We start from the raw sequence: 12,858 nt of genomic DNA, 5'->3' as shown, positions 1-12,858 counted from the left end.
CTGTAAGCAACACAGGCCGGGTACGCCGCTGTCAAGGTCCGTCCACGCCCTGGGACGTGTGTCCGTCGGCCGATACGTCCTGGTCCGGGACGTGGGAGGCCCAGTCCAGGATCTGTACGGCGGCTCCGGCGGCCTCCAGGCCCTGGCAGTGGGCGTGGTGCCTGCGGGCGATGCCGTCGAGGTCGAGACGGGGGCCGAAGGCGGGGTGGGCGGTCAGCCGGCGTGCGTACGCCCACAGGTGCGGGTGGTCGGCGACGCGGTGCACGGCGGAGGCGTCCAGGTGCCAGCGGTGCACGGTGTCCAGGCGCACCAGGCTGGTCCACAACTCGACGTCGGCGACGGTGAGCCGGTCGCCGAGGGCGTACTCCTGCCGGGCGAGGCGGGCATCCAGTGAGCGCAGGGTGCGCAGCAGGGAGCCGAGCGCGTCCCGGCGTACGCCCTCGTCGGTGTCGGCCTGTCCGGCGCGTTGGGCGGCCGCGTCGACGCCCTGGGCGCAGAGGCGGGCGACGCCATCGATCTCCGCCTCGGCGCCCGCCGGGTACAGCTCGGGGCGGCCGCCGCCGAAGCGGCGGGCGAGGTCGCGCATGATGTCCGGGGTGTGGGTGCTGACGATGCGTCCGGACCAGTCGTCGCTGAGGACCGGTGCCGTGGCCGCACCGGAGTAGCGGTGCGCGCTGGCCTCGTACAGGGGGCGCAGCTCGGAGTGTTCGCCGTCCGGCCCGTCGGGGACGGCGGGCAGGAGGGTGACCGGGCAGACGTCCGCGAGCCCGAGGAGGCCGTGGACGACGGCGATGCGCAGGGCGCCCGGACAGGACAGGGACAGGTGCAACCGGTAGCGGCGCGGCACGGCGTAGTGACCGCTGCGGGCGTCACAGCCGATCCGGCCCCGGAAGGCGGGCTGCGGCCGCTGCGTCGGGACGGCGTTCAGGGCGTGGACGGACAGGGCGGGCATGGGTCTCCCGGGGGTCGAGTGCGCGAACGTGACGTACGGACGGCGGCTGCGCCCGCGCGCGTGCGGGCGCACGGTCCTCGCGGGCCGGCCGGATCGGCGGGCGGGGCGCGGCGGCGCGCGCCGGTTCAGCCGGAGGGGTGGGTCGCGCTGCAGACGCGCAGCAGGTCGATGTGACGGCGGGAGGTCAGCAGGAGGGACTGCCGGTGTGCGCGTCGCACACGAGTCACCACCGGCTCCAGGCGCCCCATCATTCCCTACCTGTTCACTAGGAAATACCCCTCATGGAGTGTCGGCGCCCTCCCGGTCCCCGTCAAGGGGGTGTCCGAGAAGCGGTCGCCTGTCTCACCTGACGGACGGGGGGGTTCATGCCTCCCCCGTGCCCGGCAGCGCCTCGGGGTGGCCTCGGCGGGCGTGGGGGGCGTGCCGGTCGAGTTCGTAGGCGACCCGGATGAGCGGCACGTGGGTGAACGCCTGCGGGAAGTTGCCCAGCTGGCGACGGGCGCGGGGGTCGTACTCCTCGGCGAGGAGCCCCACGTCGTTGCGCAGGCCGAGGAGCCGCTCGTACAGGGCGCGGGCCTCGTCCTCGCGGCCGATGGACAGCAGGGCGTCCGCGAGCCAGAAGGAGCAGGCCAGGAAGGCGCCCTCGCCACCGGGGAGGCCGTCCGGGGAGTCGGGTCCGCCCGCCGAGTAGCGGGCCACCAGCCCGTCGACGAGGAGTTCGCGGCGTACGGCCTCGACGGTGCCGACGACGCGGGGATCGTCGGGGGGCAGGAACCCGGTCTGCGGGATCTGCAGCAGCGCGGCGTCGAGCGCGTCGGAGCCGTACGACTGGGTGAACGTGCCCCGGCGCGGGTCGAAGGCCCGCTCGCAGACCTCGCGGTGGATACGGTCCCGGATCCGGCGCCAGTGCTCCACCGGGCCGGGGCGTTCGTGCGTCTCCGCGAGGCGGATCGCACGGTCGAAGGCGACCCAGCACATCACCTTGGAGTGGGTGTAGTGGCGTGGGGTGCCGCGCATCTCCCACAGGCCCTGGTCGGGTTCGGTCCACACCTGTTCCAGATGGTCGAGGAGGACCGCCTGGAGGTCGACGAGGTGCCGGCGCGGGCGCAGTCCGCAGCCGATGGACAGATGGATGGTGTCCATGACCTCGCCGGGCACGTCGAGCTGCCGTTGGGCCGCGGCGGCGTTGCCGATCCGCACCGGGCGCGACCCCTCGTACCCCGGCAGCCAGTCGGCCTCCCACTCGGTCAGCCGCCGCTCCCCGGCGATGCCGTACATGATCTGCGCGTCCTCCGGGCGGCCGGCGAGAGCCCGGGCCAGCCAGCCGCGCCAGGCGTCCGCCTCGGCGGTGAACCCGCTGCGCAGCAGCGCCTCCAGCGCCATCCCCGCGTCGCGCAGCCAGCAGTAGCGGTAGTCCCAGTTGCGGACGCCGCCGATCTCCTCGGGCAGGGAGGTGGTCGGGGCGGCGACGATGCCTCCGGTGGGCTCGTAGGTGAGGGCCTTGAGGGTGATGAGGGAGCGGGCTACGGCGTCGCGGTACGGGCCGGCGTAGGTCAGCCGGCGCAGCCACAGCCGCCAGTACGTCTCCGTGGCGGCCAACGCGTCGAAGGCGTCGACCGGGTCGGGGGCCGGCAGATGGGAGGGGCGCCAGACGAGGACGAAGGGGACGCGCTCGCCGGGGGTGACGCGGAAGACCGCGCGGTGGGAGGTGCCGTGCGCGGTGAGCCGGACCCGCGTGCCCAGCCACACCGCGTCCGGCCCGGCGATGCCGGTCAGCTGGCCGTCCTTGTGCCGCATCCACGGCAGCACCCGGCCGTAGTCGAAGCGCAGCCGCAGCTCCATCCGCATGTCCACGGCGCCGGCCAGGCCCTCGACGATCCGTACGACACAGGGAGCGTCCTCGCCGCGCGGCGGCATGAAGTCGGTGATCAGGGCCCGCCCGGCCGGGGTCTCCCACTCGGTCTCCAGGATCAGTGTGTCGTCCCGGTAGCGGCGGCGGGCCACCGCGCCGGTCTCGTCGGCGGGGGCGACGCGCCAGCGGCCGTTGTCCTCGTCGCCGAGCAGGGCGGCGAAGCAGGCCGGGGAGTCGAAGCGGGGGAGGCAGAGCCAGTCGATGCCGCCGTCCTTGGCCACCAGGGCCGCGGTGAGGAGGTCGCCGATCAGGGCGTAGTCCTCGATGGGGCTGGGTCCCGACCGGGCGCCGGGGGCGTGTCCTGGCATGGGGTCAGTGTCGGGGCGGGTGGGCGCGGGGGCATGCGGGGCGGGGCGTTCGAGTCGCGGGACCGGGGTGCTGTGTCGGGGCCTGGGGGGCGCGGGGGCATGCGGGGTGGGGCGTTCGAGTCGCGGGACCGGGGTGCTGTGTCGGGGCCTGGGGGGCGCGGGGGCATGTGGGGCGGGGCGTTCGAGTCGCGGGACCGGGGTGCTGTGTCGGGGCCTGGGGGGCGCGGGGGCATGCGGGGTGGGGCGTTCGAGTCGCGGGGACCGGGGTGCTGTGTCGGGGCCTGGGGGGCGGGCGGCCGGTCCTCGGGGAGCGTGGGGGCCTCGCGGTACCTGCCGGGGCTCTCGTTTCGCCTGTGGCGCGCGTCCGTGGTGCGATGGAACCGGGGGCCGCGGCGGAAAGGAGAGCGGTCATGTCCGCAGCGCAGCGAACGGGTGTCGCCGCCCCGGTGTCGGTCCGCCCGCTGGTCGAGCCGGATCTGGACCGGGCCGACAAGATCTTCCGGGTCGCCTTCGGGACGTTCCTCGGGTTCCCTGAGCCGGAGACGTTCTTCGGGAGCGCCGACTACGTCCGCACCCGCTGGGCGGCGGATCCGCACGCGGCGTTCGCGGCGACCGTCGAGGGCGAGGTCGTCGGAACTAACTTCGCCGCCCACTGGGGCAGCGTCGGGTACTTCGGCCCGCTGACCGTACGACCGGGCCTGTGGGACCAGGGCATCGGCAGGCGCCTGATGGAACCGGTCATGGCCTGCTTCGCCACCTGGGAGAACCGCCACCTCGGCCTGTTCACCTTCTCGCACAGCCCCAAGCACCTGGAGCTCTACCGCCGGTACGGCTTCTGGCCCCGGTTCCTGACAGCCATCATGAAGAAACAGGTCGCCGACCCCGCCCCGGTCCCCGGCCGCCTCCTCTACGGCGAACTGACCGCCGCCGAGCGGCCCGACGCGCTGAGCCTCTGTCGCGCGCTGACGGAGTCCGTGTACGAGGGCCTGAGCCTGGAGCGCGAGATCACGGCCGTCCAGGCGCAGGGGCTCGGTGACACCGTCCTCCTCGCGGGCGCCGACTCCGGTCTCGACGGTCTGGCCGTCTGTCACTGCGGCGCGGGGTCGGAGGCCGGAGAGGACGTGTGCTTCGTCAAGTTCGGCGCCGTACGCCCCGGTCCGGGCGCCGCGGACCGGTTCGAACGACTGCTGGACGCGTGCGAGCGGCTGGCCCGCGAGAAGGGACTCGGGCAGTTGGACGCCGGGATCAACCTGGCCCGCCAGGACGCCTACCGGCGCATGGCCGGCCGCGGCTTCCGCACCTGGCTGCAAGGCGTGACCATGCACCGGCCCAACGAACCCGGCTACAGCCACCCGGACGCCTATGTGATCGACGACTGGCGCTGAGTCCACCGCCCCGCTCGTTCCGTGGTATTCCGGGCTACTGCGCCATGTGACATAGTACTGGCGTGACCGAGCGACTGACCTGCGACGTCGTGGTTGTCGGAGCGGGAATGGTGGGCGCGGCGTGCGCCCTGTACGCGGCCCGGGCGGGTCTGGACGTGACGGTGGTGGACCGCGGCCCGGTGGCCGGTGGCACGACCGGGGCGGGCGAGGGCAACGTCCTGGTCTCCGACAAGGAGCCCGGTCCCGAGCTCGAACTGGCCCTGCTGTCGCACCGCTTGTGGACCGAACTGGCCCGCGAACCCGGACTCGGGGCGGCGTTCGAGTACGACCCGAAGGGCGGGCTCGTGGTCGCCTCGGCACCGGAAGGGCTCGCCGCGCTGGAGGAGTTCGCGGCCGGGCAGCGCACCGCCGGGGTCACGGCCGAGACCGTCGCCGCCCAGCGACTGCCCGAACTGGAACCCGAGTTGGCCCGCGGCCTCGCGGGCGGCGTGTACTACCCGCAGGACGCCCAGGTCATGCCCACCCTGGCCGCCGCCCGTCTCCTAAGGGCCTCGGGCGCCCGCCTGCTCACCGGCCGCCCGGTGACCGGGGTGCTGCGCTCACCCGGCGGCGCCGTACGCGGCGTACGGACCGACCGGGGCGAGATCCACGCGCCGGCGGTGGTGAACGCCGCCGGCACCTGGGGCGGTGAGGTGGCCGCGCTCGCCGGGGTCCGGCTGCCCGTACTCCCCCGGCGCGGATTCGTCCTCGTCACCGAGCCGCTCCCGCCCCTGGTACGGCACAAGGTGTACGCCGCCGACTACGTGGCCGACGTGGCCAGCGACTCGGCGGCGCTCCAGACCTCCCCGGTGGTCGAGGGCACGGCCGCCGGGCCGGTGCTCATCGGGGCGAGCCGGGAGCGGGTCGGCTTCGACCGCTCGTTCTCGCTGCCCGTGGTACGGGCGCTGGCGGCGGGCGCTACCCGGTTGTTCCCGTTCCTGGAACGGGTGCGCGCGATACGGACGTACGTCGGGTTCCGGCCCTACATGCCCGACCATCTGCCCGCGATCGGGCCGGACCCGCGGGTGCCGGGGCTGTTCCACGCGTGCGGGCACGAGGGGGCGGGCATCGGGCTCGCCACCGGAACGGGGCGGTTGATCGCCCAGGTACTCATCGGCGGAACACCCGAGCTGGATCTGACGCCGTTCCGCCCGGACCGGTTCGCCGAGGAGAACGGGACCCCCGAGCGTCCCGGCCGGTTCGTCGCACAGGAGGAGGCGGGATGAATCCGCTGGAGTTGGCGCAGGCCGCGCCGGGGCCCGCGTTCGGGGTCACCCTCGACGGCCGGGAACTGTCGGCCTTGCCCGGTCAGACGGTCGCGGCGGTGCTCTGGGCGGCCGGGGTGACCTCCTGGCGCGCCACCCGGGGCGAGGGCCGGCCGCGTGGGGTCTTCTGCGGGATCGGCGTCTGCTTCGACTGCCTGGTGACCGTCAACGACCGCCCCAACCAGCGGGCTTGTCTGGTGCCGGTCCGGCCGGGCGACGTCATCCGCACACAGGAGGGGACGGGGCATGAGCACTGAACCGGTCGGGCCGCGTCCAGGACGACCGCCCCGCCTCGCCGTCGTCGGCGCGGGGCCGGCGGGCCTCGCCGCGGCGCTGGCGGCGGCCGGGCGCGGCGTCCATGTGACGGTCGTCGACTCCGCGGAGGCGCCCGGCGGCCAGTTCTACCGGCAGCCCGCCGCGGGGCTCGGGGCACGGCGCCCCCAGTCGCTCCACCACCAGTGGCGGACCTGGCTGCGGCTGCGCGACGGCCTCGAACGGCATATCGCCGCCGGGCGCCTCACCCCTCTCCCCGACCACCACGTGTGGTGTGTGGAGCGGCGGCCCGACGCCTCCTCCGGCGGGCACGCGCACACCACGGCGCCCGGCGGCTTCGTCGTGCACGCGTTGCTCGGGCCCGGCCAGGAGGAACCCGTCGAGGTGCCGGCCGACGCCGTCGTGCTCGCGACCGGCGGCTACGAGAAGGTGCTGCCCTTCCCCGGCTGGACCCTGCCGGGCGTGGTCACGGCCGGGGGCGCCCAGGCCATGCTGAAGGGCGGGCTCGTGGTGTCCGGCCGTACGGCGGTCGTCGCCGGGACCGGCCCGTTGCTGCTGCCGGTGGCGACCGGGCTCGCGGCGGCCGGTGTCCGGGTGGCCGCGCTGGTCGAGTCGGCCGATCCCCGGGCGCTGGTGCGACGGGCGGGGGCGCTGGCCGGGCGGGCGGACAAGCTGGCCGAAGGAGCCGGGTACGCGGTGGAGTTGCTGCGCCGCCGGGTGCGCACCCTCGTCCGCCACACCGTGGTCGAGGCGCACGGCACCGACCGGCTGGAGGCCGTGACCGTCGCCGCCCTGGACGCCGGGGGGCGGGTCCGGCCCGGAAGCCGGCGGCGCGTCCCCTGCGACACGCTCGCCGTCGGGCACGGCATGGTCCCGCACACCGACCTCGCCGAGTCCCTGGGCTGCCGGGTCGACGCGGACGGCACGAGGGTCGCGGTCGACGAGGAGCAGCGCACCGACGTGCCGGGCGTCTGGGCGGCGGGCGAGGCCACCGGTATCGGCGGCGCGGCCCTGTCCCTCGCCGAGGGGCATGTCGCCGGGCGGTCGGCGGCGGCCCGGCTCCGGGGCCGGGAACCGGATCCGCGGGAGTGGGCCGCAGCGGCCACCTCCCGTACACGGTTGCGGGAGTTCTTCGCCGCGCTCGACTCCGTGTACGCGCCGCCGGCGCACTGGGCCGAGCAGGTCACCGACGACACGGTGGTGTGCCGGTGCGAGGAGGTCACCGCCGGGGCGGTCCGCGAGGCCGCCGGGGAGCTGGGTGCCGGGGACGTCCGGACGGTGAAGCTGCTCACCAGGGCCGGGATGGGCTGGTGCCAGGGCCGGATGTGCGGGCCGGCCGTCGCGGGACTCGCCGGGTGCGCGGAGACGGTGGCGCGGCGGCCGTTCGCCCGACCCGTGCCGCTCGGTGTCCTGGCGCGGGCCGGGGAGACCGAGGAGCGGGGAGGCCCGCCCGTGGAGTGACCCTCGTGAAGACCCCTGCCCGCGGCCGCCGGGGCTCCCCCGCCGCCTGTCCGAACGTCACCGTCAACCCCAGTGCCATGTCACATCCCATGGAGGGAACCGCAGATGACCACGTCCGCGCGCTCGCCCCGCACCGGCAACCGCCCCTGGCGCGGTGTCCTCGTCGCCACCGCACTCCCCCTCCGCGACGATCTGTCCGTGGACTACGACAAGTACGCCGAGCACTGCGCCTGGCTGGTCGAGAACGGCTGTGACGGCGTCGTGCCGAACGGCTCCCTCGGCGAGTACCAGGTGCTGACGCCCGAGGAGCGGGCGCGGGTCGTGGAGACGGCCGTCGCGGCGATCGGCGGCTCGCGGGTGATGCCGGGCGTCGCCGCGTACGGCTCCGCCGAGTCCCGCCGCTGGGCCGAGCAGGCGCGGGACGCGGGCTGCTCGTCGGTGATGCTCCTGCCGCCGAACGCCTACCGCGCCGACGAGCGTTCGGTGGTGGCGCACTACGCGGAGGTCGCGAAGGCGGGTCTGCCCGTCGTGGCGTACAACAACCCCATCGACACCAAGGTCGACCTGGTCCCGGAGCTGCTGGCCAAGCTGCACGGCGAGGGGTACATCCGGGCCGTGAAGGAGTTCTCCGGGGATGTGCGCCGGGCCTACCAGCTGGCCGAACTGGCCCCGGAGCTGGACCTGTTGATCGGCGCCGACGACGTGCTGCTGGAGCTCGCGCTGGCGGGCGCCAAGGGCTGGGTCGCCGGGTACCCGAACGCGCTGCCCGCGGCGACCGTGGAGCTGTACCACGCGGCGGTGGACGGGGACCTCGCCACGGCGAAGGGGCTGTACGAGCAGTTGCACCCGCTGCTGCGCTGGGACTCCAAGGTGGAGTTCGTGCAGGCCATCAAGTTGTCCATGGACATCGTGGGCCGGCACGGCGGGCGCTGCCGGCCGCCTCGGGTGGAGCTGCTGCCGGAGCAGGAGGCCGTGATCCGGTCCGCCACCGAGAAGGCCGTCGCGGCGGGCCTCGCCTGACGCGCGCGCAAGCGGTGGGAGAGCGGAAGAAGGAGAACGGTCATGCGCAGCAAGCTCGTCCTGCACGCCGTCGACTCGCACACCGAGGGCATGCCGACCCGGGTGATCACCGGCGGGATCGGCACCATCCCCGGCGCGACCATGAACGAACGGCGGCTGTGGTTCCGTGAACACCGGGACGACGTCAAGCGGTTGCTGATGAACGAACCGCGCGGTCACGCGGCGATGAGCGGTGCGATCCTCCAGCCACCGACCCGCCCGGACTGCGACTGGGGCGTGGTCTACATCGAGGTCTCCGGCTATCTGCCCATGTGCGGCCACGGCACGATCGGGGTCGCGACGGTCCTGGTCGAGACCGGGATGGTCGAGGTCGTCGAGCCGGTCACCACCATCCGTCTCGACACCCCGGCCGGGCCCGTCGTCGCCGAGGTCGCTGTGGAGGACGGCGCGGCGAAGGCGGTCACCCTGCGGAACGTGCCGTCGTTCTCCGTCGGTCTGGACCGCCGGATCACCCTGGCCGACGGGCGGACGGTCACCTACGACCTCGCGTACGGCGGGAACTTCTACGCGATCCTGCCGCTGGCGGAGTTCGGGCTGCCCTTCGACCGCTCCCGCAAGGACGACATCCTCCGCGCGGGCCTGGATCTGATGGACGCCATCAACGCCGAGGAGGAGCCCGTCCACCCCGAGGACCCGTCCATCCACGGCGTCCACCACGTCCACCTGTACGCGCCCGGCGCCACCGCCCGGCACTCACGGCACGCGATGGCCATCCACCCCGGCTGGTTCGACCGCTCACCCTGCGGCACGGGCACCAGTGCGCGCATGGCGCAACTGCACGCACGGGGCGAACTGCCCCTGCACACCGAGTTCGTGAACGAGTCCTTCATCGGCACCCGGTTCACCGGACGGCTCCTCGGGGAGACCGAGGTGGCCGGGATCCCGGCCGTGCTGCCCAGTTTCACGGGCCGCGCCTGGATCACCGGCACGGCCCAGTATCTGCTCGACCCGACCGACCCGTTCCCCGCCGGATTCGTCCTCTAGGCCCTGTCGTCGAATTCCCACCTGCCCCGCCCTTCGGGCGACGGCGGGAATTTGACGACAGGGCCTAGGATTCCGGGCTCCAGGACTCCAGGAGAGACCGCATGTCCCCCATGGCCCCGCAGCGCACCGGCGCCACCTCCCCGGCACCGGGCGCCCCCGTTTCGCCGACCGCCTCCGCCGTTCAGGGCGCCGCTCCCCCGGCGCCCGTCCTGCCGGTGCTCGGCGGCAAGAGGAGCAGCTACCGGGAACGGGTCGCCGACGCGTTGCGGGCCGCGCTGATCGCCGGTGAGCTGCGGCCGGGACAGGTGTACTCCGCGCCCGCGCTCGCCGCCCGCTTCGGCGTGTCGGCCACCCCGGTCCGCGAGGCCATGCTGGACCTGGCCAAGGAGGGCCTGGTCGACACTGTCCCGAACAAGGGCTTCCGGGTCACCGCCGTGACCGAGAAGCAGCTCGACGAGTACACGCAGATCCGCTCGCTCATCGAGATCCCGACCACCGTCGCCCTGGCGCGGACCGCCGACCCCGTCTCCCTGGAGGCGCTGCGGCCCGCCGCCCGGGAGATCGTGGCCGCCGCGGCCACCGGGGACCTCATCGCGTACGTGGAGGCCGACACCCGCTTCCACCTCGGTCTGCTGGCCCTCGCGGGCAACGCGCATCTGGTCGAGGTGGTGCGCGACCTGCGCAAACGCTCCCGTCTGTACGGGCTGACCGCACTCGTCGAGGCGGGCCGTCTGCCGGCGTCCGCCCAGGAGCACCTGGAGCTCCTCGACGCCCTTCTCGACCGCGACGAGGACGCCGTCCGGGCGGTGATGACCCGCCACCTCGGTCATGTGCGGGGCCAGTGGGCCTCCCCCGAGTGAGTGGCACGCGACAGGGGCGCGGCGGGGCATGAGGGCCGGTCGACACGGGCATACGACATGTGATCGGAGCGACGCGCACGCCAGGTGACGTTGAACGTATGATCGGCCAATGTCTGACATGACCGAAACCACGCCTGGCTGGCTGACATCCGACGAACTCGAATCGGCGCGCGCCCGTATGCCGATCCTGTACGTCGAGGCCGTGCCCGTGCGCGTCGACGACAGCGGTGAAGTGACCAGCATCGGCCTGCTGCTGCGTATCGGCCCGGACGGAACGGTCAGCCGCACGCTGGTGTCCGGCCGCGTGATGCACCACGAGCGGGTGCGCGACGCGCTCCTGCGCCACTTGGAGAAGGACCTCGGCCCGGTGGCGCTGCCCCGCGTACCGGCCTCCTTGCAGCCCTTCACGGTCGCCGAGTACTTCCCGACGCAGGGCATCACGCCGTTCCACGACCCCCGGCAGCACGCGGTGGCGCTCGCGTACATCGTCCCCGTCGCCGGCGACTGCCGTCCGCGGCAGGACGCGCTCGACCTGGTGTGGTTCAGCCCGCAGGAGGCCGCGTCGCCGTCGGTCCAGAACGAGATGCCGGGCGGCCAGGGAGTCCTGCTGAAGCAGGCCCTCGCCCATGTCGGCTGCATCTCCTAGGCCCTGTCGTCACATTCCCGCCGTCGCCCGAAGGGCGGCCCCGCGGCGTCAGGTGCGTGCTCTCGGCGTGCCGGGCCCTGACCCGTGTACTGGACGTACTCGGGTCGGGGCTCGGTGCGTCGAGAGCGCGTGCATGGCGTCGCGGGGCAGGTGGGAATGTGACGACAGGGCCTAGCCAGGTCGACGCCGTCGCTCCGCAGGGAGCTTGACGGTGGCAGTCAGGGGGTGCGGGCGAGATACGGCCGGTGCAGTCGCCGGTTCAGCCTGGTCGCGGCCGGGGCCGCCAGTTCGTTCGCCGTGTCGCGGGCGACGGCGGCGCGGCCGGCCTCGCCCAGTGCGTCGGCGAGCCGGGCCTGGCCCAGCCAGTTGTAGGGGCTGTGGGGGCTCAGACCGGTGCGTTCCCCGAGGAGCTGCCGGGCCAGGTCGTCGCGTCCGGCGCGCAGGGCCGACTCCAGGAGCGTGCGCTGGACGGCGTCCCGCTGGGCGTGGCTGCCGCCGAAGGTGTGCACGCGGCGGCGGACCGGCCACAGCAGGTCGACCACCGTCTCGTGGTCCCCTCGGACGTACGCGACCAGCGCCTCACCGACGGGCAGCCCGACCCCGGCGGTCATCGCGTGGTTGGTGGTCCGGCGGGCGTCGTCCCGTTCCAGCCAGCGGCGCCGTTCGGCGAGGAACGCGTCCGCCTCGGCCAGCCGGCCCGCACCGGCGAGCGCCATGACGGCGTGCACGTCGTTGAAGGCGTAGTACGGGGGGTCGGCGCGGGCCGCCCAGGCGTCGGCGAGGGCCTGCCAGCGGGCGTCCTGGTCCAGGTCCGCGAGCAGGAACCGCCACAACAGGGAGGCGGCGTCGAGGAGTTCCATGACGAATCCGCTGGAGCCCTTGTGGTGCAGTACGGCGTCGTAGATCCGGGTGGCCGTTTCGGTGTCGCCGGCCTCCAGCGCGTAGAGGGCGTAATGCCACCAGCTGTGCACGGTCAGGAGGGTTCCGCTCGCCCAGTCGTCGAGCCGTGCGTCGAGGTAGTCGATGCCCTCGGCGAACCGGCCGCGCATCTCGTGGACATGGACGACGGCGTGGATGGCCCAGACGTCGCGGGGGTTCTGCTCGACGGCGGCGAGGGCCACCTCCTGGGCGCGGTCGTAGTGCCCGGACTCCTCCAGGCCGAACGCGTACATGCCCATCAGGGGGCCGCGGTGGGGGTCGTCGGCATCCCAGGCCGGGAGTGCTCCGCCGATCCGGTCCCGCAGCCGGGTCGCGTCGCCGGTGAAGAAGTCCAGTTGGTGGCCGACCGCCAGGGCCAGCGGGTCACGGGGGGTGTGGACGACGAGTTCCTCCAGGAGGCGGGCCGCCGTCCCCATGTCTCCCCCGAGCCATGCCTCGGCGGCGGCGAGGTGCGCGCGCTCGCGGCGGGGCAGCGTCGAGAAGTCCACTCCGGCGCGGTACTCGGAGAAACGACGGCGGGCCTCGGCGGCGTCGCGCGGCTCGGTGCCCAGCACACCCAGATAGGCCGAGAACGCCTGGGCCAGCGGCGCCGTGGGGCAGGCCGCGACAGCGTCGGCGACCGCCGCGGGGAACTCGGGGCGGAAGAACAGCAGCCCCTCCACGGCCCGGTCCAGATGCGCCGCCGCCTCGGCGGTGCACTCGAACAGGGGGTTGCCGTACCGATCCGTCACCATGGCAGCTCCACTCCGGCGCG

At 74.1% G+C, this 12,858-nt stretch carries 11 protein-coding genes; 8 read left to right on the top strand and 3 right to left on the bottom strand.

Going from position 1 to position 12,858, the window contains the following annotated elements:
* Positions 1–31: 31 nt before the first annotated feature.
* The gene (locus tag ACZ4Z2_RS07900) at positions 32–952 is read right to left on the bottom strand and encodes a glutathione S-transferase C-terminal domain-containing protein (RefSeq protein WP_468073498.1); all 921 of its coding nucleotides are present in this window, start codon (positions 950–952) and stop codon (positions 32–34) included.
* A 363-nt stretch (positions 953–1,315) separates the two neighbouring features.
* Complete coding sequence (locus ACZ4Z2_RS07895; protein ID WP_468073496.1) at positions 1,316–3,172, bottom strand: glycoside hydrolase family 15 protein; 1,857 nt, start codon at positions 3,170–3,172, stop codon at positions 1,316–1,318.
* Between the two features lie 410 nt (positions 3,173–3,582).
* Between ACZ4Z2_RS07895 and ACZ4Z2_RS07890 the strand changes: the two genes are divergently transcribed.
* From ACZ4Z2_RS07890 to ACZ4Z2_RS07855, 8 genes are all read left to right on the top strand, one after another.
* Complete coding sequence (locus ACZ4Z2_RS07890; protein ID WP_468073494.1) at positions 3,583–4,557, top strand: GNAT family N-acetyltransferase; 975 nt, start codon at positions 3,583–3,585, stop codon at positions 4,555–4,557.
* Between the two features lie 62 nt (positions 4,558–4,619).
* A complete protein-coding gene (locus tag ACZ4Z2_RS07885) occupies positions 4,620–5,822 on the top strand; it encodes an NAD(P)/FAD-dependent oxidoreductase (RefSeq protein ID WP_468073492.1) in 1,203 nt (400 codons plus the stop codon).
* Positions 5,819–6,118, top strand: coding sequence for a (2Fe-2S)-binding protein (locus ACZ4Z2_RS07880; protein WP_468073490.1), 300 nt, complete (start codon positions 5,819–5,821; stop codon positions 6,116–6,118). Before ACZ4Z2_RS07885 ends, ACZ4Z2_RS07880 begins: the two co-directional genes overlap by 4 nt.
* On the top strand, positions 6,108–7,595 hold the full coding sequence (locus ACZ4Z2_RS07875) for an FAD-dependent oxidoreductase (protein WP_468073488.1): 1,488 nt from the start codon (positions 6,108–6,110) through the stop codon (positions 7,593–7,595). Before ACZ4Z2_RS07880 ends, ACZ4Z2_RS07875 begins: the two co-directional genes overlap by 11 nt.
* A 105-nt stretch (positions 7,596–7,700) precedes the next feature.
* Positions 7,701–8,615: a dihydrodipicolinate synthase family protein gene (locus ACZ4Z2_RS07870; protein ID WP_468073486.1), complete on the top strand. Its 915-nt coding sequence runs from the start codon at positions 7,701–7,703 to the stop codon at positions 8,613–8,615.
* Positions 8,616–8,657: 42 nt separating this feature from the next.
* Positions 8,658–9,659: a proline racemase family protein gene (locus tag ACZ4Z2_RS07865; protein ID WP_468073484.1), complete on the top strand. Its 1,002-nt coding sequence runs from the start codon at positions 8,658–8,660 to the stop codon at positions 9,657–9,659.
* 110 nt (positions 9,660–9,769) lie between these two features.
* Entirely contained in the window at positions 9,770–10,519 is a 750-nt protein-coding gene (locus tag ACZ4Z2_RS07860) for a GntR family transcriptional regulator (protein ID WP_468073755.1), read from the top strand.
* A 118-nt stretch (positions 10,520–10,637) separates the two neighbouring features.
* Complete coding sequence (locus tag ACZ4Z2_RS07855; RefSeq protein ID WP_468073753.1) at positions 10,638–11,165, top strand: NUDIX hydrolase family protein; 528 nt, start codon at positions 10,638–10,640, stop codon at positions 11,163–11,165.
* A gap of 218 nt (positions 11,166–11,383) precedes the next feature.
* On the opposite strand, the gene ACZ4Z2_RS07850 is transcribed toward ACZ4Z2_RS07855, so the two are convergent.
* Positions 11,384–12,838 carry a tetratricopeptide repeat protein gene (locus ACZ4Z2_RS07850; RefSeq protein ID WP_468073482.1) on the bottom strand — a complete coding sequence of 485 codons (1,455 nt, stop codon included), beginning with the start codon at positions 12,836–12,838 and terminating at the stop codon, positions 11,384–11,386.
* Positions 12,839–12,858: the final 20 nt, after the last annotated feature.

The sequence above is a fragment of the Streptomyces sp. NPDC030183 genome (assembly GCF_055573455.1).
Note: the sequence above shows the minus strand (reverse complement) of the source record. Positions and strands in the feature narration are given on the sequence as shown.